Here is a 20,066-nt window from a genome sequence, read left to right on the forward strand (position 1 = left end):
AGCGCATGAATGATCCCCACCATTACCGCTTTTGAACGCTCGCCCGATGGCGGCAAAGGACTGGCGCGCGACACAAGGGTTCGCTGGGCGCTAGAAGAAGCGGGCCAGCCCTATGACGTCCGGCTGGTTTCGTTCCAGGCGATGAAGGAGCCAGCGCATCTGCGCCTGCATCCGTTCGGCCAGATCCCGACCTACGAGGAAGGCGACGTGGCCTTGTTCGAAACAGGCGCGATCGTCTTCCATATCGCCGAGCAGCACACGGCTTTATTACCAAACGATAACAATGCCCGCGCACGGGCGATCACGTGGATGTTTGCGGCGCTCAACACCGTCGAACCGCCGATTCTGGAACTCACCACCGCCAAGTTCCAGGAAGGCGACAAGCCGTGGACCGCTGAGCGCCTGCCGCTGATCATGGACCGCATCCGCCGTCGGCTCGATCAACTTTCTGCGCGCCTGGGCGATGCGGATTGGCTCGATGGCACATTCAGCGCGGGGGACTTGCTGATGGTGTCCGTACTGCTCCGGCTGCGGCCGTCGGGCCTTCTGGACGAATTCCCGAGCCTGGCCGCCTATGTCGCGCGCGGTGAAGCACGGCCCGCTTACCAGCGCGCGTTCGAGGCACAGCTGGCGGTGTTCACCGGCAGACCGCCAGCCGCCTGATGAAGCTCAGGCCGCTTTGGCCTGTTGCATGGCGTCGAGCTGATCGCCGCCAAGACTGTCGACCAAGTCGGTCAGCATCCGCGCCAACTCGCCGGTCATCAGTGCGACATCGGAGTCGAAGCGTTCGTCGTCGTTCTGGGCGGTGGGGTCTTCGGCTTCCTTGATCACGTCGAGCGGCGTCACGCGCTTGATCAGGAGCGACGGCGTCAGCACGAAGGAGACCCGGTCGTCCCAGGTCATGGCAAGGCGCATGCATTGTTTGCCGGCTTCGATATGCCGGCGCATGTCTTCCGCCTCCAGCGCGTGGCCGACGTATCGCACCGTGGCGCCGCCCTCACCCGTCGAGCGCAACTCGGCGTCCTGGTCTACGGTAAAGCCGCCGGGCGCCTCTCCGGACAGCAGCCACTCCGTCATCGCGGCAACCGGCGAATGCGCCACGTGCACGTTCGTGAGCGGCAACTGATCGATCGACTTCACGAGCAGGCCGCGCACGTCGTCGGCAACCGCCTGCGACGCCGCATCGATCACGAGCCAGCCGTTTGCGGTATCGATCCACACACGGGTATCGCGCCGAATGCTGAACGCGCGCGGCAGCAGTTCGTCAGTCACCTGCTCCTTGAGTTCGCGCAGTTGCTTTCGGCCGGGCTTGAAGCCCTGCTGCTCCTCCAGCTCAAGCGCCCGGGCCTTGGTCACCTGATTGATGACGGACGCCGGCAGCAGCTTCTTTTCGGCGCGAAAGACCAGCAGCATCTGCCCGTTGTTCGAATACACGAGCGCGCCGTCATCGCGCGGCGATGCCCAGCCGGAGGTTTGCTTTTCTACGCTGTTGCCCGGTTGAAACGCGTGGGGCGCCAGCCACTTTTCAAGCTGGTCAGGGGTAACGGCCCAAGGTGCCGGCAGGCGATGAAGCTGAAGGTTTTTGAACCACATGGGAGTACGGGCAAAGTGCGCGATTCTAAATGATGGCGGCACCCCTCCTCCCAATGGCCGATGTCTGGCCCGGCGCGCGCGGCACGTTCGGCTGGCCCCGGTACTAATATGCAGGTCTTGACGCCGGCATCCATTGATGACCGTTCGGGCGTCGCATTCGAGCAGGGGACAAACGATGACACGCGTTCGCGTTGCGGGCTTCACCATCTCGCTTGACGGATACGGCGCAGGCCCGGATCAGGACATCAACAATCCGCTCGGCATTGGCGGGACAGAACTGCACACGTGGCTAGTCACGACGCGCACATTCCAGCACACCCTGCTCGGCAAGGACGGCGGCACAACCGGTGTTGACAATGATTTTGCCGCCCGCAGTTTTCAGGACGTTGGGGCGTGGATTCTCGGGCGAAACATGTTCGGCCCCATTCGCGGGGATTGGCCCGACGACAACTGGAAAGGCTGGTGGGGTGACAACCCGCCGTATCACGTTCCTGTTTTCGTGTTGACCCACTACGCGCGTGCACCCATCGAGATGGAGGGCGGCACGACCTTCCACTTCATCACAGGCGGCGCTCAAGAAGCACTCGACCGTGCTTGCGAGGCCGCCGGCGGGAAAGATGTACGCATCGGCGGTGGGGCAGGCACCATCCGGCAGTACCTTCGCGAGGGCCTCATCGATGAACTGCACATTGCGATCTCGCCGATCTTGCTTGGCCGTGGAGAACCCCTGTTCGAAGGCATTGATTTGCGAGCGCAGGGCTATACGTGTGTTGAATCCGTAGCGTCGGAAAACGCAACGCATGTTGTTCTGCGGCGCCCGTCCCGCACGAACATTTAAACGGACGACACAGGACGAACCATGACTGAGCACGACGCAAAACTGCACGGTAGCTGGCGCTTGGTGTCTTTCGAGACCGAGATGCAAGAGACAAAGGAGCGCACGCAGCCCTGGGGCGCTGATCCCAGAGGGTCGCTGATCTTCGGTGCGGATGGACGCATCATGGTGCTTCTCACCGCAAAGGTGCGGGAGCCCGGGAATACAGACGAAAAGCTGCTGGCGCTATTCCGCACGGTGATGGCCTACACGGGGCGGTATCGGGTCGACGGGGACCGGTTCATCACAAAGGTGGATGCGTCCTGGAATGAAGCCTGGACCGGCACGGAGCAGGAACGGTTCTACACGCTTGACGGGGACGAGCTCGAGGTTCGCACGGCGTGGATGCCGAACCCGTTGGCATCCGGAAACCCAATGGGAAGAGGTGTTCTCCGTTTCAAGCGCGAGTAATCTCCCCTGCCAGCTTGACGATGAGTGGCCTAGAAAGATGCATAACGAACAACTTACGTTCACCAGTCAGGAAGCCTGGGAAGCCTGGCTCGAAACCCACGCAGAGGCGGTGACCGGTGTCTGGCTCCGCATCGCAAAGCGGTCGGCCGACCAATCGACTGTGTCTTACGCCCAGGCACTGGAGAGTGCCCTCTGCTACGGCTGGATCGACGGCCAAAAAAAGGCTGAGAGCGAGCACTACTGGCTACAGCGATTTACGCCGAGAACCGCCAAAAGCATTTGGTCGAAGATCAACAAAACCAAGGCTGAAGCGTTGATCTCCGACGGGAAGATGCGCCCAAGCGGGCTTCGCGCAATCGATCTGGCCAAGCGCGACGGGCGTTGGGAGGCTGCCTATGCATCTGCGAGTACGTCAACGGTGCCCGATGACCTGCAGCAGGCTCTCGACGCCAACCCGAAGGCCAGGCAATTCTTCTCGACCCTGAATAGTCAGAACCGCTATGCGATTCTGTTCAGAATCCAAAACGTGAAGAAGGCTGAGACGCGCGCAAGGAAGATCGCTCAGTTCATCGACATGCTGAACAAGGGCGAGAAGCTTCATCCATAACATTTGCCCGCCCGCTAAGCTGGATCGAGTGCCGAGACCGCAGCCCTCAGGGCCAGAAGGTAACTCTGTACTCCGAACCCACAGATCTGCCCGGTGACGATGTCTGCAAACACCGAGTGATGCCGGAACGGCTCGCGTGCGTGGATATTGGACATATGCAATTCCACCACCGGACACGTCAGGATCGCCAGTGCATCGCGAATGCCGTAGCTGTAATGCGTCCACGCGCCCGCGTTGATCAGCACGGCGTCCTGGCCTTCTTCAAATGCTCGGTGGATGCGCTCGCACATCGCCGCTTCGCTGTTTGTTTGGAAGGACTCCACCTGCACGCCAAGTTCGGCGCCCAACGCCTGCAATCTGGCGTCGATCTCGGCCAGCGTGATCGTCCCGTATTGCACAGGATCGCGCTTGCCGAACATGTTGTGATTGACGCCGTGCAGCATCAAGATGCGCTTCAGCTTCATTCGGGCCTCCGTGCTGGGCTCAATCAAGGGGAACGGTGAGCCGATCGATCACCGGCCCTGTCTCTGGACGCACGCCGCGCCACCATGCGAACGCTTCAGCGGCCTGTTCGACCAGCATGCCAACACCGTCTGCGATGTTGCGCACACCCGCGTTGCGGGCGAGCCGCAGGAACGGCGTCAACCCCTTGCCGTAGGCCAGTTCATAGGCCATCCCTTCAGGGCGGAAGATGCTCGGTGGAACAGGTGGCAGGTCGCCCGTGAGACTGGCTGATGTGGCATTGACCACCAGATCGAAGCGCCCCATCGCTACCAGCTCGGCATACCCGCACGCGACGACCGGGCCGCGCTCTGCAACCTGTGCAGCCAGCGCCTGCGCTTTTGCGACGTCGCGGTTCGCGATGACCAGCTCCGCCGGCTTGGCCTCCAGGAACGGCAGCAGAGCGCCACGCGCCGCACCGCCGGCACCGAGCATCAGCACGCGCTTGCCAGACATCGGGAGCCCCAGGTTGGCTTCAATGTCGCGAACCAGCCCAATGCCGTCGAAGTTGTCGGCCAGGATGCGGCCATCCTCAAACTTCAGTGCGTTCGCCGCGCCGGCCAACGTTGCACGCTCGCTGCGCTCGTCGGCCATCGCAAAGGCCTTGAGCTTGAACGGCGCCGTGACATTCATGCCCTTGCCCCCGCCTGCGGCGAACCTGCGAACGACATCCGCGAACGCCGCCTCCGGTTCGACCGGCCCCTCGATGGCCGTGTACTGCATGTCCTGTCGCGTCTCCTGCGCAAATAGCCCGTGAATGAGCGGCGATTTGGTATGAGAGATCGGATTGCCGATCACCGCATAGTGGTCAGTCATCATTGAGCTCGCTTCGAATAGAGGACGCTATCAACCTGCATCGCGTGAATCTCGTCTGAGTCGAAACCCAGGGCGCGCGCCACTTCGGCGTTGTGCTCGCCCAGGTCGGGCGCGACATCGCGGACCGTCGTATCGCAATCGGAGAACTTGAACGGCAGGTTCGGCAGGCGCAACGTGCCATAGCGTGGGTGCTGTTGCTCGACCACCATCCCCCGCGCTTGAATTTGCGGATCGGCCAGCACCTCGTCAATGCGCTGCACCTTGGCGCATGGCACATCGATGCCATCCAGCAGCTCCAGCACCGATGCCACCGAACGCGCCGCCACCCAGGGCTCGACCACAGAGAGGATTTCCGTGCGGCACGCGTTGCGCCCAGCGCCCGCATGAAACCGCGTGTCGGTGCCGAAGCCCGCCGGGCCACCATTCGACTCGACCAGCGCAGCGAAGCGCTTCCAGGCGTCGTCCACCTGCGCGGCGATCACCAGATCGCCGTCAGCCGCGCGGAAGACGCCATAGAGGGTGGAGGTCGGCATGTCATGTCCAGTCTGCTCGGGCAGTACGCCCTGCAGGGTGTAGCACTGCACCGCGTATTCGTGCATCGACACCAGCGTGTCGTACAGCGCCATGTCGATGTGTTGCCCTCGCTGGCTCTTCACGCGTCCCAACAAGGCCGCGTTGATGGCAGCGACGGCGTGTATGCCCGTATACATGTCACCGAGCGAGATGCGCAGCAACGGCGGCCGCTCACCCGGCGTGCCGACCATTTGCATGATGCCGCTCTTGGCTTCGGCAATCAGTCCGAAACCGGCGCGATGTGCGTCCGGCCCGGTATGTCCGTAAGCCGAGATGGAGCAATAGACCAGGCCCGGATTGCGCGCCGCCAACTCGGCATAGCCCAGTCCCAGCTTGTCCAGTGCACCGGGCCGGTAGTTTTCGATGAACACGTCTGCCGAATCGCACAGCCGCTGCATGAACGCCTTGCCGCGCGGGTCCTTCATGTTGACGCTCACACCGCGCTTGCCCATGTTGAGCTGCAGGAAATAGCCGCTTTGCTCATCGTCGAGCACGGTGGCGTGCTGGCGGCCGGCGTCGCCGGTGCCGGGGCGCTCGACCTTGATCACTTCGGCGCCGAGCGCGGCCAGGCATCGACCGACGTAAGGGCCTGCAAGGAAGTGGCTGTAGTCGACAACGCGGATACCTTCAAGAGGGCGAGCTTGCATCAGAACGCTCCCGGCCGGCGCGGCACCATCAGACGATGCTCGCCGCGTTGCACCACCTGACCTTCCTGGTTGATCAGCTCCGATGGCAACACGACGATGCCCCAGCCCGGCCGGCTCTTGCTTGCCCGCATCTCCCCGACGCGGAACTTCACGTGCAGCACGTCGTTGACCTTGATCGGCAGCAGGAAATCCCAGGTCCAGCCGAGCGACATGCCTGGCAGGAAGCGGTAGTCGCTCTGCGTTTTCAGGCCATCGGCAATCGACAGCCCAAACAGCCCATGCGCGACGATGCAACCGAAATGACTGGCATTGGCATAGGCCTCATCAACATGCACCGGTGTGTGGTCACCGGTGAGGTCGGCGTAAGCGAGGATGCGTTCCTTCGTTACCGTGTAACTCGGGCTCACACAGGCGTCGCCTTCGCGTGCGTCATCCCAATATTTTTCGACGATGGTCATATTTATGCCTGCGCACGTGGGTTGATCGCCAGCGCCTGCGCTACGCAAGACGCAGGCTTGGCCTGGATGAGTTCGACCGCCAGACCATCCGGCAAGCGCAGCCAATTGCGGCCCTGCGGCATTTCGCTGACGCCGAAACCGTGTGCCAGGGACAGCGCGGCTTCGAGGTCTTCGCACATCACCCCAAGATGAGCGAGTCGGCCCTCAGGGCCCTCGAACTCCGGGGCATGGATGAACTGCAGTCCGCCGAGGGTCCAGTACTGCCGAGGCGCTTCACGCGTGCCATCGATCTCGCGCAGCGTCATGCCGAGCACCTCTTCGAAGAAACGGATGTGCCAATGGATGTCTTTCACCCAGATGGCGACGTGTTCCAGATAGGCCTTGGGGGCGCTCATGCGGTGGTCTCCTCGCGTTGACGGTCAGCCATCTCGCGCTCGATGCCTTTGATGCAGGCGACCAGCGTGGCATTGACCGGTGTCGGCACGCCGTGCTGCTGCCCGCAGCGCACAACTGAACCGTTGATGAAATCGATCTCGGTGATCGACCCTTTCTCCAGGCTTTGCAGCATCGATGTCTTGAACGCCGCAGGAAGGCCCTCGGCGGCAAGGTTCCAAGCCTGCTCTGGATCCGTCATCGAGAGCGTTACGCCCGCCGCTTGCGCCGCCGCAATCGCCTCGGCCACCGCCGCAAGCGATGTGGCCTTGAGCAGCGCATCGTCATAGAGCTGACCGTAGGTCAGGCGTGTGATGCCGGTCAGCGCGCCGGTGGCGACGTTCACCAGGAGCTTGTCCCACATCGTGCCGACAATGTTGTCGCTGACGGTGGTCGCCAGCCCCACTGCGTTGAATGCGTCTGCGATGGCCTGCACACGCGGTGTCACGCGGCCGTCGAGTTCGCCGATGTACGTTGCCTTGCCAACCACGCCGGACTGAATATGGCCGGGGCCACGCAACACCCCGCCCACGTAGGTCTTGCCTGCCAGCACCCGTTCGCGGCCGACGATGTTCGCCAGGATCTCTTCATGCCCCAAGCCGTTCTGCAACGACAGCACCAGCGTATCGGGCCCAACTAAAGCGGCCGCGCCGCGCATGGCCGCGTCGGTCTGGAAGGATTTGACGAGCACGATCACCAGTTCTGCTATGCCGACCTCTGCAGCCTGTGTCGCCGCCAGCACCTGGATGCGGCGGGTGCCCTGCGCGTCGTCAACCCGCAGGCCCTCGCTGCGCATGGCGTTGACGTGGGCCGGTGAGCGGCTGATCAGCCAGGTCTCATGGCCGCCTTCCGTGAGCGCGGCACCGATGGCGCAGCCCAGCGCGCCGGCGCCCAGAATCGCAATCTTCAATGGCGTCTCCTTGTCGTGTGGTTGCACGATAGAAGGCCGCACTTATACTGACAATACAATGATCCAAATACCGTTATTGCCATGGACAATAGTGCGGCGACGCTGGCCGATCTGCCCGACCTGAAGCTTCTGCAGCTGTTCGACCTCCTCTACGACGTGCGCAACGTCAGCCGGGTTGCCGAACAGCTCGGACAGAGCCAGCCGACCGTCAGCATCTGGCTCGGGCGCCTGCGGGACTACGTGCGGGATCCCCTGTTCATCCGCACGCCAGGCGGCATGGCACCGACGCCACAGGCCGACGCGCTGATCGGGCCGTGTCGGGAAATTCTCGAATCGCTGAGGCGCTTTACTGCATGGGAGATTGCGTTCGACCCAGCAACGGCGCAACGGCGCTTTCGTATCTGCATGACCGATGCGAGCCACATCACCCTGCTGCCGCGCCTGCTGGCACACGTTCGCGCGCAGGCGCCCGGTGTTCGCCTGGAAGCTGCTCGAATTGACGGCAATACGGAGCGCACGCTCGAATCCGGCGAAGCCGACCTTGCAATCGGCTACGTGCCCTGGCTGAGCGGCGGCATCTACCAGCAGCAACTGTATGAGCAGGACTGGGTATGCCTGGCCAACCGCCATCACCCCAGGATCCGCACCCGGTTTGGAGTCAAGCAATACTGTGCGGAGGGGCACATCGCCGTCACAGCAGGCACGGGGGCGCAACTCCTCCAGCAAGCACTGACGCGCGAGCGCATCGAGCGCCAGGTCGTGCTGGAACTACCGGGGTTCCTCGGGCTGGGCGCGATTGTCCAAACGACGGACTTGATTACCACGTTGCCCCGCCACATCGGCGAAACCCTCGCGCAGGCCAATGACCTTGCCGTGCGCGCGTGTCCGTTCCCCGTGGAGGGTTTTGCCGTTCGGCAGCATTGGCATGCCCGGTATCACCACGAAGCCGGCAACCGCTGGTTGCGCGGTGTGGTCAGTCAACTCTTTGGTGGTTCGCGCTAGCTGAAGGCGCCAGTACAAGCTTGGGCATTGGGGCTGGCAATGCGCCCTCGTGCGCGAGGCCTTGAAGCTCAGCTTGGGCGGTGTGGCAGCCGGGCGGGAAGAGCTTATTCGCCGCTTCTCTGATTCGGAGGAGGACGACAACTATCCGCGGCCCGGCTCAGTCGTGAAGCGTCAACGCCGATCGTAGAGCTGCACCCGCCGCGTGCTGCCGCCGCCACGAAACGTCAATGCATCCAGCGAAGTTGCTGGGCCAAAGAGGAGTTGGAACCGCTCCCCCGCACCTCGAACGGAAGCCAATCGACTCGTCCAAAATGCCTAATCCCCGCTAGGCTTCACGCAACTACCTGCCCAGGCAGCGTGCACTGCTGCAGCGTTTCCTCCTCGTACGGGACTGGGATGACTCCCGTCCATGACGCTCGCGTTCGTCGGCCCAATTTTCAAGATTGCTCACATAGAGAGGATTACCCCCACTTGGTCGCTACAGCATCAGGTTTCCTTGCCGTTGCAAGTTTCGAGCAGCGTCATCGGGGCCTGCCACCAACAAACGGCGCGGTAAAAAGGCCGAACGGGGAAATCACAATGAGCATCAACAATTTGACGGTGCGCGCCAAGCTCACCGTGGCGTTTGGCTTTCTGGCGGGGCTGGTGTTGCTGGTGTCTGCGCTTGCAGTGCAGGCGCTGAGCGAGTCAAACGGGCGTTTTTCCAAGTACGTGAACGACATCAACGCGCGCGCCACGCTGGCTGAGGAAGTACGCACGGCAGTGGACCGCCGAGCCATAGCGGCACGCAACCTCGTACTGGTCACTAAGCCGTCCGATATCGACCTGGAAAAAGCCGCCGTTACGCAAGCGCATGAAGATGTGCAGAGCCGCCTTTCCAAGCTCAAGGAGCTGATCGCGCAGGTGCGCGATGCAGACGACCGCGCGCGGGGTCTTGTGGCCGATATCGACCGCGTTGAGGCCAAGTACGGCCCAGTGGCGCTTGCCATCGTCAACGCTGCGCTGACTGGCAAGCACGAAGAGTCCATCACGATGATGAACGAGCAGTGCCGCCCGCTGCTGGCCGCACTCATCAAGGCCACCAATGCCTACAGCGATTACACGCGCGAGCGAGCGCACGAGATGGAGCAGCAGTCGGCCGAGCGCTACGCATTCCAGCGCACGCTGCTCATCGGCATTTGCCTTGCCACCGTGCTGGGCGCCTTGGCTGCCGGCATTCTCATCACCCGTGGGTTGACCCGGGCGCTGGGTGCGGAGCCTGATGCGCTGAGCGACATCACGCGCCGCGTAGCCTCCGGAGACCTGAGCCCCGTGCTCGGCGGCGCAGCCGCACCGCGCGGCAGCATCCTCGCCTCCATGTCGGAAATGCAGGCCAGCCTTGTGAAGCTGATCGACCAGGTTCGCCAAGCCGCGCACGGCATTGCCAGCGATGTGGGTCAGATTGCCAGTGGCAACCAGGATCTCTCATCTCGCACCGAGCAGCAGGCGTCGTCGCTGCAAGAGACGGCCTCTAGCATGGAAGAGCTGACCTCCACCGTGAAGCAGAACGCCGACAACGCTCAGCAGGCCAGCGTGCTCGCCTCGGACGCCTCCGAGATTGCGCAACGGGGCAGCACCGTGGTCGGCAACGTGGTCGACACCATGACCGACATCCGCACCAGCTCGGCCAAGGTGGCAGACATCATCGGCCTGATTGAAGGCATTGCATTCCAGACCAACATCCTCGCGCTCAACGCCGCAGTGGAAGCTGCGCGCGCCGGAGAGCAAGGCCGCGGCTTTGCCGTGGTGGCCAGTGAAGTCCGCAGCCTCGCGCAGCGTTCATCCAGCGCCGCCAAGGAGATCAAGGAACTCATCAGCACCTCGGTGCAGAAGATCCAGGACGGCTCCTCGCTGGTGGAAACCGCTGGCAAGACCATGAACGAAGTCACCCAGGCCGTGGCCCGCGTGACCGACATCATGGGCGAGATTGCCGCCGCCTCTGTCGAACAGAGCCGTGGCATCGAGCAGATCAATCTGGCGATCACGCAGATGGACGAAGTCACCCAGCAGAATGCCGCGTTGGTCGAACAGGCAGCGGCTGCATCCACGTCATTGGAAGGCCAGGGTCAGCAACTGAGCCATGCGGTGGCGTTTTTCCGGCTGCAAGGGTGAGTTCAGCGGCTTGATGCAGCAGACAATGTCGCCCGTATTGGGCGGCTATCGCCATTGAGTGGGAAATCGATTTGTAGGAACGCAGCCGTTTGACCACGGCTGCTGTCTGCGAACGTCTGCGAACAGACGAGACTCGAATGTCGCGCGCGATTGTCCGCTACCAACCGTCGAACACGCCCCTTAAACCTTTCCAGGGGCAAATCCATCGATGATGGCTTCGGCCATCTTCGTGGCTGCCCGTCTGGCGATACCAATGCTCTCCCAATGGTCCGCCTGCAGCGCGAAAATCCGAGAATGCTCGGTACTGGGAGGCATCCCTTCCTGGCAGATCAACACGGAGGCACGGTAAGACCGGTCAGGACGCCGCTCGTGCCATTCACGAGGCGGATCAAAGAGGTAGATCAGGGGGTAAACATCGAACCCCTTGTAGCGGCATGTCGGATAGGCATCCACAGCAATCTCCGTTGAAAGGGGTCGCCTCACTCTACGCTCTTTCCATTTGCTCCATTGAACTATCCCCGAACGAGCGAATGCGAACGAAGCGGCCTTTGTGCGCCACGTGATCCCGCCGGTTTGAGATCTCCTTGCCAAGGCTGCACGTGCATATCGAGGGTATGGTCGCCTTGTGCAGTTTTCGCGTAGAGGCTGTCACGGATGACTTGTCCGATGGCCAGGCGACACAAGGTTTCAATGCCGCCCGTGGCTGCAGAGGCCAGATCCCGCGCGCTTGCCAGCAGCCTGAAGGACCGCCTTCCTTCTCCCACGAAACTGGTGAACTGGACGCAGTTCGGCTGCCCATCGTGGATAAAGCCCACAGTGATGGAGTACGCCATGCCTTTTGCCGCTCCGGGGAGCGTGCAGAGAAAGCTCGTCTTGTCGGTCGCATGATTCATCTTGTTTCCTAGCCAGTCATGCGAGCAACACGCCTCGCCAACGCAATATCAAAAAGGCACGGGCTACAGGCACACGTGGCGCCCGTTACAGCGATGCCACCGACTCGCCGGGTACCAGACCATTGATGACGTCCTCGCCGAACTTCAGCGCCCCGCGCCTTGCGGTGCCGACATTCTCCCAAGCGGTCGGTGTCATTCGAAAAACGCGTGAGTGCTCCGCCCCGGGTTGATGACCTTCGCGGCAGATCACTACAGACGCATTGAACGTACGATCGGGACGCTTGCGCGGCCATGACGGGGCCGCTTCCGTCCGGTACACCAATGGATACAGGTCGAAACCCTTGTACGTGGCTGATGGGCTTGCATTCATGAGGGGCTCCAACCGAGGGTGTGCGTGGTCGATGCCCGGTTAGGCATCGACATTGACTGACAACAGCAATCCGCTGATTTGCCGGGGCAGCTATGAGTCCACCCCTAGATGATCGACGGAGATCACGAGCATCCGATCTCCACGGTCCGCTTGGGCATGCGTGCCCAACTGCGCCCGCAGAAAGCGGTCAAGCATGCACTGCAGCTGACAGAGATCTTGCCGATCTGCGTGCGTCAACTGTTTCATGACATCGTGCGTGAATGCGATGGTCAGCGTCCTGACGCGCCATATACGGCTGCCGAATTCAGGTACTTGCCAGTTCGCTCCGAGCACACTCGGCCCCGCGTTCCAGGTCCGCACATCCTGCCCGGTTATTTCATCCAGCACCGGCTTGGTAAACGCGACAAGGTCGAGCATCACGGCTCTCCATGACTTACATCGCCGGTTGGAGCATCAACGGGCACGCGTCCGTGTGCGGAACAGGAGGATGGTGCCCCACTCTACTCCTATATATGCATGGCTGCGTGTCCGAAGCCGGCGCCAGACGTGCGAGCGACGAAAAAAAACCCCGCGTGGCGGGGTTTCTTAAAGCGGGCGAGACGGAGATCGCTGCAATCTTGGCCGCGACCGGGCCTTTCTGGCCGACGCCCGACACAAGACTGATCTTCTGCCCCTCTTGGAGCGACTTGAACCCATTGCACTGGACGTCAGAGAAATGAGCGATGAATGTGGATGGGGCCGCTCTTTGCCATCGCTGCCATGTTGTCCATACACCGCCGCGTTTGGTCGTGAAAGTAGCGCCGGGACATCCCATGGTGACCCGCCATAGGAGCCATTGAGGCGCCTCACAGAGCGGCGACTGCGAGAAGCTGTTACCATGCGCAACCTTTGCCCGTTTATCGAATCGATCGGGCTGGGTGCCTAGCAAGAAGACACATCAAGCGCTGGCCACCCGTCGGGCGTACACCCGAATCATCTTGGGCCACACGGTCCATCACCTACCTGACCGGCGGTTTATCCGCTCCGTACGCAGCGCGCATGTACTAGGCGTGCCAGCCTACGCAAGTACGGTCACCTCGTTGCCAATAGCTTGCGCCGTGCATTTGTATGCATGATCCCAAGGCGTTGGCCCTACCCATCGTGGCGTAGCTCATCGGCAGGAACAGGTTTGCCCAGGTGCTCCACACCTGCCATCAGCTCTCGCCCGAAGCCTAGCAGTGTATTGAACAAAATCGACTCCCCGTACACGGTGTCCGTGTACCCAATTGAACAAGAACCAGGCGTCTGGTTTGCCACCTACCTCATCAACGAGTACAGGGATGGCACGGAACGCATCCTCGCCAATGTCTCGATGCGACACAACGTACATGGCACGGAAGCACTCGCAAGAAATGCCGCCCGGCTTGCAGGAAGAGCCGCCGTCGCGCGTCTGGTGCCCCATCACAAGAACTGAACCGCCAAAGCCGCCCTGCGCGGCTTTTCCGCTTGCGGCAAGTGCAGGCGCAACCCAGCAGTCAACAGGAGGGAAATCACCATGTCTGTTAGCGAAGAGTGGGAAGAACTGCATCTGACGCCCGAGGGCTGGAAAGATGGCAGCTATCGGCACGTACCGGGTGATGCCGTCATCGTCGCGCCGCCGGCCAATGATGTACTGACGGTGCGCAGGCATGTTGCGGCCCTCTATGGCGGGCCGTCACGCGTGACAGAAGACAGAACACCGCGCACCGATGACATGAACCAGATCGAGCAACTGCTGTTGAAGTACGGCGCTCCTGTCTTTGGCGTCTAGACCCAAGACGAAGCGGACGAATGCTCGCGCGCCACATCGCGCCCACGTTATTTGAGAGAGGAGTTGGCATGTCACTCTGCCGCGCTTGCCTTGCAATTGAAGTCCACCGACTTGGTGCGTCAGGCCATGCTTTCCTACGAATCACCGATACCCAGCGCATCAAGGCTTCCAAGACAGCGGCCGTCACGGTGAGCACGTTTGCATGCCGCACATGCGGTGCGAACTGGACCTATCGCGAAGGGAAAAACGTGCCCAACCCAGGATGGTCGCTCGAACAGTAAGCGCCCTCATTGTTTCGCAAGCCTCCGGCGTCTCGGCCAAGGCTCTGAGAAACGCCTGGCAGCGCGCCCGGCAACTCACTCCAGGAGAGCAACACCGTGCATCGCCCATCTCAGCTCGTTCAGCGCGCGCTACCTGTTCTCTTGAGGCTGTTTTCCTCGCTGCCGTTACCCATCATCCACGGCATCGGGCGCGCGGGCGGGCGACTGCTCTACGCCTTACCCGGTGGATATCGCCGCCATGTCCAGCGCAATGCTGCGCAGGCCGGCTTCGAAGCGCCCCGCTTTGCGCGGCAGGCAGCAGCAGAAACCGGTGCAATGATGAGCGAACTGCCGAGGGTCTGGTTTCGTAGCGATGCATGCATGGCCCAGGTGATTTGCGAGGACTGGAACGTCATCGAGGAGGCCCTGGCCGAGCGCAATGGACTCATCATGCTCACTCCCCACCTGGGTTGCTTTGAACTGGCTGCACGCTACATGGCGCTGCGCATTCCATTGACGATCATGTTTCGCCCGCATCGCAAAGCCATGCTGCGCGGCCTGCTGGATGCCGTGCGCGCGACGTCGAACTTGAAGGCGGTGCCCGCAACATCTGAAGGCGTTCGATCTTTCGTACGCGCCTTGCGCCAGGGGGACGCGGTCGGCCTTCTGCCCGATCAAGCCCCGAAGGGCGACGGTGTATGGGTTCCGTTCTTTGGCCGGCCGGCGTACACCATGACGCTGCCGGGCAAGCTTGCCAAACAGACGAACGCCGCGCTGATCATCGCCGCGGGCGAGCGCCTGCCTGGCGGGCGTGGCTGGCGAATGCACGTGAAACGCCTGACGGGCACGGTTCCCGAGAGCGCCGAAGCCCAGGCCGCCTGGATCAATGCAGAGATGGAAGAGATGGTCAGGCGCTTTCCTCAGCAATACCTGTGGGGCTACAACCGATACAAGGTACCCGCGGGCGCGCGCGCGGTGCCTACCGGGGCCGCCTGAGCGGCTTTGCTGCCTGAAGAGAGCGCAGGACCGACAAACGCCGCCTCCCCAGGCACCTGTGGGCCCAAGCAAAAGCCCGAACCCAAGCCGGCGCATTCCTGGAGCCCAACCAACGCCGCATATCGAATAACATCTTCCGGCCACACAGCAACGCAGGAGCCCCTCTGCGCAGTGGCCGAAGAGTCCTCCAATGCCACGTCACCACCATCACGTCTACGTCGTCGAACTGTCGCGGCAAGTGCTGGGCGAAGCGCGCTTCGTGAAAGCCAATCCCGATTACTTCGGCGACAAACCTTGCGTTTATGTAGGCATGACAGGTCAGTCACCAGACGTGCGTTTTGACAAACACAAGGCGGGACTGAAATCGAACCGGTTTGTGCGCGAGTATGGGTTGCGTCTGATGCCAGAGCTGTACGAGTGCTTCAACCCGATGCCTTACGAGGCAGCGCGGGAGATGGAAGTGGAGCTGGCGATCGGATTGCGCGAGGAAGGGTATGCCGTGTGGCAAGCGTAAGTCGACAACAGGCGTCGAAACCTGAGCATGTTCTGGCCGGTCGAGCACCTCACCGCCGAATGATGCATAACGGCGCACTCGAGTTTTTGCGCGCCACAGCGCCGGCGTCAAGTCACCCTTTCCCGGATTCCCTCAGAATCCGGATCAGCAATTCCCGCGTCGTTTCCCCCGGGTTCGGTCTCAACACATCCATGTTCAACGTGCCTCCGTTGTTGACATCGGCAATGAAGAGCGGGTGTGAGCTGTTGTAGCTGAGCACATCTTCCACATCCTCGCCGAGGATGAACGGCGTCGAGAAGACTTCGCTCTTCTCTTTTAGCCCGTCCGTGCCCTGGAGGGCGGCCGTCGCTTCCTCCGGTGTCCCCTCGTGCAGCCAGAAGCCTTTGAACTGGCAATCCGGATACTGCTCTGAAAGCGGCTTGATGACGTACTTGTAGATCGTGTTGACTGCGGTGCCGCTGAAGTAGACCTCGGTGAAGGCAAAGCGCTTCTTTCCCGCCCGAATCTGATCTTCGACCGCCTGCTTCATGGCGATCATATTGGCGGGCGCGGTCGGGTCGTCGCTCGACCCGCTCAGCCCCGCCGCAGCGACATCGCCTGCTTTGACTTTTTGGACCTTGACCACGCAAGACGCCAGGTCGGGTGACCCCGTCGTGACGGTGTCGGCGACAAACGCGCCGCCGCGCTCCAAACCGATGATCGCGTCGGGACGGTAATCATTGAGCAAGGCATGGCGCATATCAGAGAGCACATCGGCATGCGCCACCAGGCTATCCAACGTGAAAACGCGTTGATACTTGCCGCGCCTCAGCGCTTCGGTTGCCGATTTGCCCGTTTCATCCGGCCCCAGGTCGACGTTGTCGTCCACCATGTCGACGATGCCGGGTAGCTCACGCTGCGTCTTATCGTCCAAGCGCAGGACAAAGTCGAGTGAAGGCGGTTGGCTCCCTTGCTTGCCTTCCGCTGAACGGTCCAGCGAGAACGCTCGTGTTCCGTCGTCCAGTCCGGCATAGCGCGAGAGCTGCCCCAACGCATTGCCGGGGCGCAGCACGATGCCATCGCTGCTGATCTGATCGATGGCCGGATCGGGTGCCCCACCAATGCGGGAGCCTACGCCGCTGATGAAGTTGCGCATGGCGGTGGACGCCTGATCCAGAAGCTCCTGCCGGGTGGGGCTGGGGGTTGACGCATCGGGGGCGTCCGTCGATTCCAATGGAAGCCTTGCGCCGGCGGCAGGGTCAAACTCGCCTCCGCTGGTCGTGCCGGTCGTACCACCACCACGCACAGCCAAGCCTGCGCCGCCCAGGCCCAGACCGAGAAGGAGCACCGCCTCGGCTTTCGCCTCACCTGACATCTTGTCGCCGTACTTCATCAACGTGAGGGCTTGGTCGCCCGTCATGAAGGCGCCGCCCAGGCCCGCCGTCAAGTCAGCGCCCTTGGCGCCAACCCGGAAGGCATTGCTGTTCACGATCAACGGCGTCATGCCCCTCAAGCCACCAGCTGCCTCGGCTGACCCGGCAATGCTTCTGACACCGCCGGCAGCCAAGCTGCCCTCGCCGGCCACGGAGACGGCAATGGTGAGCCAATCGGCGCGCGCCTCCGGATCAAATGGCGAGATGGAGCGACCGTGCTCCGACAGCGTCGTCAAACGGTCGACCGATTCGCCGATTGCCCACCCGGCCCCGGCTGCCATCACGCCGCCAGCGATAGGCGTTGCAACGCCACCTGTGCCCGCCATCAAAACGACACCGGCTGAGAGGGTCGCGACACCAAAGACAAAGTCGAGCCCATGCCTGACACGTTGCCAACCCGTGGTGACATGCGCGCTCAGACCGGCAACATCGGGAACACCTTTGGCATTGAGCGTCAGCGCGCCGTTCGCATCGTTCGGCACGTAAATGGTGCCGCCATCGGCCAGGGCATTGTTATGCCGAAAATCTTTGATGTCGCCGTACTGCGTGCCGCGATCATCAACGTAGGTGATCTTGCCGCTCTGCTTGTTGACCACCTTGAACAGCGCAGTCGGCGCGACGCCGGTGCTTTTGTCGACGTACGCAATCGGAATCGCCGTGACGGCACCGTCAGCACCGCCTGCTTCACGGATTGCCTTGCGGACGCCGTCGATGACCTTGGTGCTGTTCTTGTTGGTAAACCACGCAGTGTTGATGTCGCCGCTGTCTTGTGCGCCGCTGTTATCGGCCTGCACCATCAGTGACGCACCAATGAAGTTGTCGAGCTGCGTGTCTGCGCCAGGGGCGTTGAAGACGTGGCTCTTGCCGTCGAAGATGGGCGCGTCACGACCAAAGGTGGCCGCGCTCATCTGACCGAAAATGCTTGTCAGGCCGGCGTCGACATTCGACTGGAACGCGTCGTAGTCGGCGGCGGCCTGCTTCGTCTGGACGGTCTGCTTGCCAAGATCAAACGCGTGCTGCAAGGCATCCGCCTCGGGCAACACGGCGCGGTGCGCGAGCAGCGCAGTGGTCAGGCTGGTGGCTTGTGTATCATCGACTGCGTTGGTGATGGGTGCCCAGTCGGAACTGCCGTTGACAGATCCCGACGCTCCAAGTGTGTCGAGGTAAGCGTTTGCTTGTCGGTTGCTGGTCAGCCAATCCGCCACCTGCTGCGCATGCGCGGTGGACGGCAGTGTGTCACGAAAGCTCGGCGTGTCCGCAGCAAGCGCCGTCAAGCTCAACCCGCCGTAGAAATCCGTGCCGTGCGCGATGCCCATGCGAAGTTGGCCAGCATTATTTTGGAACCAGTGGCCGTTATCGTTAAAGCGCCCTTCAACGGTCTGCAGCAAGTTGGCCGCAACTTCAGGTGGGGCATCCTTTGCGAGCGTCTTCATCCACTGCCCCACCGCGTCCGACTTGACCGTGTCGTCGTAAGCGAGCCGCTGTGTGGCATCCGGATCGTCGGGGTTGAGCTTGTATACCGTCGTTAAGCTGCCGATCTGTTGATTGAAGTAAGCGCTGTTCGCGCCAAAGTACTTTTCGCCGGCTTGCCGGAAAAGTTCCTGGCGTGCCTGAGGGCTCGTCTGCGAGAACGACACCGCGTTCATGTTGATCGACAGGGCCTTCAACGCACCGTTTGCGTCCCCAGCGCTCATCAGTTGATCGACCAGCTTCTTGGTGTTGCTCACGCGCACGTCAAAGCTCACGCTGCCGACGAACTCTGCGATGCCGAACGCATCTTTGTCGTTCTTGTATGGGGCCAGCAACTGCTCGCACGCAAACGTCACCGGATCGTTCTTCGCCACGGCCTGCAGGTCCGGCGAAAGCTTCGGATCGTTCGGGTTGATATGGTCAACCTGGTACTGAAGGGCATGTCGGACGGCAATCACGCGGGCCATATCCAGGCTGGCGGTGTCCCATTCCGGGTGTGCAGCCGACAGTTGCGAAACGGCATCGTTGGCGGCCTTGAGGTCATCAGCAGTGCCAAACTTCTCGTACTCGCTCAGCTCCGTGCCGAGGGCATCCTTGAAGTTCTTGACCGCCTGATCGAGCTTGCTCTGCGCGTCAGAAACGCCGGCCTGCTTTTCGTCCGCGATCGTGCGATTGGTGACCTTCATCGCCATCGCAGACTGCAAGCTGTCCTGCGCATCCAGCACCGCATCGCGCTTTTCCGACGCATTGCGCTGGCTCGCGTCCTGCTGCTCAACGCCGTTCTTCGCGTCGTCAACCACTTCCCCGAGCCACTTTGCATCGGGCGCGCGCTGCTTGATCGCCGCAGCGGCATCCTCGATGGCTTTCGTCTCGCCCCCCGGGGGCGCCAGATCTGCATTGAGCCGCAGCTCGTTCTCCACGGCGGCCATGAGATCGGGCAGCGATGTGTCGAGCGATGTGCCATCCGCAGATGCACCGTTAGCACCGTTGACGTCCGAACGGACCGTGGTGATGTCTTGGTTGGTCTTTGTCTTGGCGTCCGCCACTGCCTGCAGTTGCTGGGGAGACGGAGGAAGCGGATACAACTGGGGCCGGTAGTACTCGAGTCGCCCGTTGATCTCGACGTAAGCAGGCATGGCGTTCTCCCGTACCGCACCGTTCGCGGAGGCAATTGCAGCACCAAAATACGCGGCAATCTTGGCCAGATGGGCGGGGGGCTACTACTAGGAAAACGCGTAGTTCTTCTGCGGCGGGGAGGCAATACCGTTACGTGGTGCGCGTTGCTCCTCACATGTGCCGGGCTTTTCATCGCCACGACCTTTGCGTTGAGCAGAGGTCACGCAGCAAGTGCATCGCCGGGTGCACGGCATGAATCACTTGCACCACG

21 protein-coding genes and 2 pseudogenes are annotated in these 20,066 nt (G+C 61.9%); 10 read left to right on the forward strand and 13 right to left on the reverse strand.

Going from position 1 to position 20,066, the window contains the following annotated elements:
* The first annotated feature begins 9 nt into the window (after positions 1-9).
* A complete protein-coding gene (locus NG898_RS21705; protein ID WP_252694368.1) occupies positions 10-663 on the forward strand; it encodes a glutathione S-transferase family protein in 654 nt (217 codons plus the stop codon).
* A gap of 6 nt (positions 664-669) precedes the next feature.
* Here NG898_RS21705 and NG898_RS21710 read toward each other — a convergent pair whose 3' ends face one another.
* Entirely contained in the window at positions 670-1,593 is a 924-nt protein-coding gene (locus tag NG898_RS21710; RefSeq protein ID WP_252694369.1) for a recombination-associated protein RdgC, read from the reverse strand.
* Between the two features lie 175 nt (positions 1,594-1,768).
* Between NG898_RS21710 and NG898_RS21715 the strand changes: the two genes are divergently transcribed.
* Genes NG898_RS21715 through NG898_RS21725 form a run of 3 tightly spaced genes read left to right on the forward strand, consistent with a single transcriptional unit; the run spans position 1,769 to position 3,485 of the window.
* Positions 1,769-2,431: a dihydrofolate reductase family protein gene (locus NG898_RS21715; RefSeq protein WP_252694370.1), complete on the forward strand. Its 663-nt coding sequence runs from the start codon at positions 1,769-1,771 to the stop codon at positions 2,429-2,431.
* A 21-nt stretch (positions 2,432-2,452) separates the two neighbouring features.
* Entirely contained in the window at positions 2,453-2,878 is a 426-nt protein-coding gene (locus NG898_RS21720) for a lipocalin-like domain-containing protein (protein ID WP_252694371.1), read from the forward strand.
* A gap of 37 nt (positions 2,879-2,915) precedes the next feature.
* Positions 2,916-3,485, forward strand: coding sequence for a YdeI/OmpD-associated family protein (locus tag NG898_RS21725; RefSeq protein ID WP_252694372.1), 570 nt, complete (start codon positions 2,916-2,918; stop codon positions 3,483-3,485).
* Between the two features lie 14 nt (positions 3,486-3,499).
* Here NG898_RS21725 and aroQ read toward each other — a convergent pair whose 3' ends face one another.
* The 6 genes from aroQ to NG898_RS21755 are packed head-to-tail and all read right to left on the reverse strand — an operon-like array spanning position 3,500 to position 7,822.
* On the reverse strand, positions 3,500-3,943 hold the full coding sequence (aroQ, locus tag NG898_RS21730) for a type II 3-dehydroquinate dehydratase (RefSeq protein WP_252694769.1): 444 nt from the start codon (positions 3,941-3,943) through the stop codon (positions 3,500-3,502).
* A gap of 25 nt (positions 3,944-3,968) precedes the next feature.
* A complete protein-coding gene (gene aroE, locus NG898_RS21735; protein WP_252694373.1) occupies positions 3,969-4,802 on the reverse strand; it encodes a shikimate dehydrogenase in 834 nt (277 codons plus the stop codon).
* Complete coding sequence (locus NG898_RS21740; protein ID WP_252694374.1) at positions 4,802-6,022, reverse strand: CaiB/BaiF CoA transferase family protein; 1,221 nt, start codon at positions 6,020-6,022, stop codon at positions 4,802-4,804. Before NG898_RS21740 ends, aroE begins: the two co-directional genes overlap by 1 nt.
* The gene (locus NG898_RS21745) at positions 6,022-6,480 is read right to left on the reverse strand and encodes a MaoC family dehydratase (RefSeq protein WP_252694375.1); all 459 of its coding nucleotides are present in this window, start codon (positions 6,478-6,480) and stop codon (positions 6,022-6,024) included. Before NG898_RS21745 ends, NG898_RS21740 begins: the two co-directional genes overlap by 1 nt.
* A gap of 2 nt (positions 6,481-6,482) precedes the next feature.
* Positions 6,483-6,875, reverse strand: coding sequence for a VOC family protein (locus tag NG898_RS21750; protein WP_045201850.1), 393 nt, complete (start codon positions 6,873-6,875; stop codon positions 6,483-6,485).
* Positions 6,872-7,822 carry a ketopantoate reductase family protein gene (locus NG898_RS21755; RefSeq protein WP_252694376.1) on the reverse strand — a complete coding sequence of 317 codons (951 nt, stop codon included), beginning with the start codon at positions 7,820-7,822 and terminating at the stop codon, positions 6,872-6,874. The genes NG898_RS21750 and NG898_RS21755 overlap by 4 nt, the downstream gene beginning before the upstream one ends.
* 81 nt (positions 7,823-7,903) lie before the next feature.
* On the opposite strand from NG898_RS21755, the gene NG898_RS21760 reads away from it, so the two are divergent.
* Together NG898_RS21760 and NG898_RS21765 are read left to right on the forward strand one after the other, a co-directional pair.
* Complete coding sequence (locus NG898_RS21760) at positions 7,904-8,824, forward strand: LysR family transcriptional regulator (RefSeq protein ID WP_252694377.1); 921 nt, start codon at positions 7,904-7,906, stop codon at positions 8,822-8,824.
* A gap of 579 nt (positions 8,825-9,403) precedes the next feature.
* Positions 9,404-10,963, forward strand: a pseudogene (locus tag NG898_RS21765) (methyl-accepting chemotaxis protein); the annotation flags it as partial.
* A gap of 192 nt (positions 10,964-11,155) precedes the next feature.
* Here the strand turns inward: NG898_RS21765 and NG898_RS21770 are convergent.
* The 5 genes and pseudogenes from NG898_RS21770 to NG898_RS26200 form a co-directional block, all read right to left on the reverse strand.
* Positions 11,156-11,428 carry a hypothetical protein gene (locus tag NG898_RS21770; protein WP_252694379.1) on the reverse strand — a complete coding sequence of 91 codons (273 nt, stop codon included), beginning with the start codon at positions 11,426-11,428 and terminating at the stop codon, positions 11,156-11,158.
* A gap of 59 nt (positions 11,429-11,487) precedes the next feature.
* On the reverse strand, positions 11,488-11,868 hold the full coding sequence (locus tag NG898_RS21775) for a hypothetical protein (RefSeq protein ID WP_252694380.1): 381 nt from the start codon (positions 11,866-11,868) through the stop codon (positions 11,488-11,490).
* A gap of 85 nt (positions 11,869-11,953) precedes the next feature.
* Positions 11,954-12,238: a hypothetical protein gene (locus NG898_RS21780; RefSeq protein WP_252694381.1), complete on the reverse strand. Its 285-nt coding sequence runs from the start codon at positions 12,236-12,238 to the stop codon at positions 11,954-11,956.
* A gap of 90 nt (positions 12,239-12,328) precedes the next feature.
* On the reverse strand, positions 12,329-12,655 hold the full coding sequence (locus NG898_RS21785) for a hypothetical protein (RefSeq protein WP_252694382.1): 327 nt from the start codon (positions 12,653-12,655) through the stop codon (positions 12,329-12,331).
* A gap of 187 nt (positions 12,656-12,842) precedes the next feature.
* Positions 12,843-12,962 (reverse strand): annotated as a pseudogene (locus NG898_RS26200) (cold shock domain-containing protein); the annotation flags it as partial.
* Positions 12,963-13,460: 498 nt separating this feature from the next.
* Between NG898_RS26200 and NG898_RS21790 the strand changes: the two are divergent.
* The 4 genes from NG898_RS21790 to NG898_RS21810 all read left to right on the forward strand — a co-directional run bounded on the left by NG898_RS21790 (position 13,461) and on the right by NG898_RS21810 (position 15,797).
* Entirely contained in the window at positions 13,461-13,691 is a 231-nt protein-coding gene (locus NG898_RS21790; RefSeq protein ID WP_252694383.1) for an isochorismatase, read from the forward strand.
* An 81-nt stretch (positions 13,692-13,772) separates the two neighbouring features.
* Complete coding sequence (locus NG898_RS21795; protein ID WP_252694384.1) at positions 13,773-14,027, forward strand: translation initiation factor 1; 255 nt, start codon at positions 13,773-13,775, stop codon at positions 14,025-14,027.
* 377 nt (positions 14,028-14,404) lie between these two features.
* Positions 14,405-15,283, forward strand: a complete 879-nt coding sequence (locus NG898_RS21805; protein ID WP_252694386.1) for a lysophospholipid acyltransferase family protein — start codon at positions 14,405-14,407, stop codon at positions 15,281-15,283.
* 190 nt (positions 15,284-15,473) lie between these two features.
* Positions 15,474-15,797 carry a hypothetical protein gene (locus NG898_RS21810; RefSeq protein WP_024978472.1) on the forward strand — a complete coding sequence of 108 codons (324 nt, stop codon included), beginning with the start codon at positions 15,474-15,476 and terminating at the stop codon, positions 15,795-15,797.
* A gap of 112 nt (positions 15,798-15,909) precedes the next feature.
* Here the strand turns inward: NG898_RS21810 and NG898_RS21815 are convergent, their stop codons facing one another.
* Entirely contained in the window at positions 15,910-19,815 is a 3,906-nt protein-coding gene (locus NG898_RS21815) for a DUF4781 domain-containing protein (RefSeq protein ID WP_252694387.1), read from the reverse strand.
* Positions 19,816-20,066 lie beyond the last annotated feature (251 nt).

This window comes from Ralstonia mojiangensis (assembly GCF_023955645.1).
Lineage (GTDB): Bacteria > Pseudomonadota > Gammaproteobacteria > Burkholderiales > Burkholderiaceae > Ralstonia > Ralstonia mojiangensis.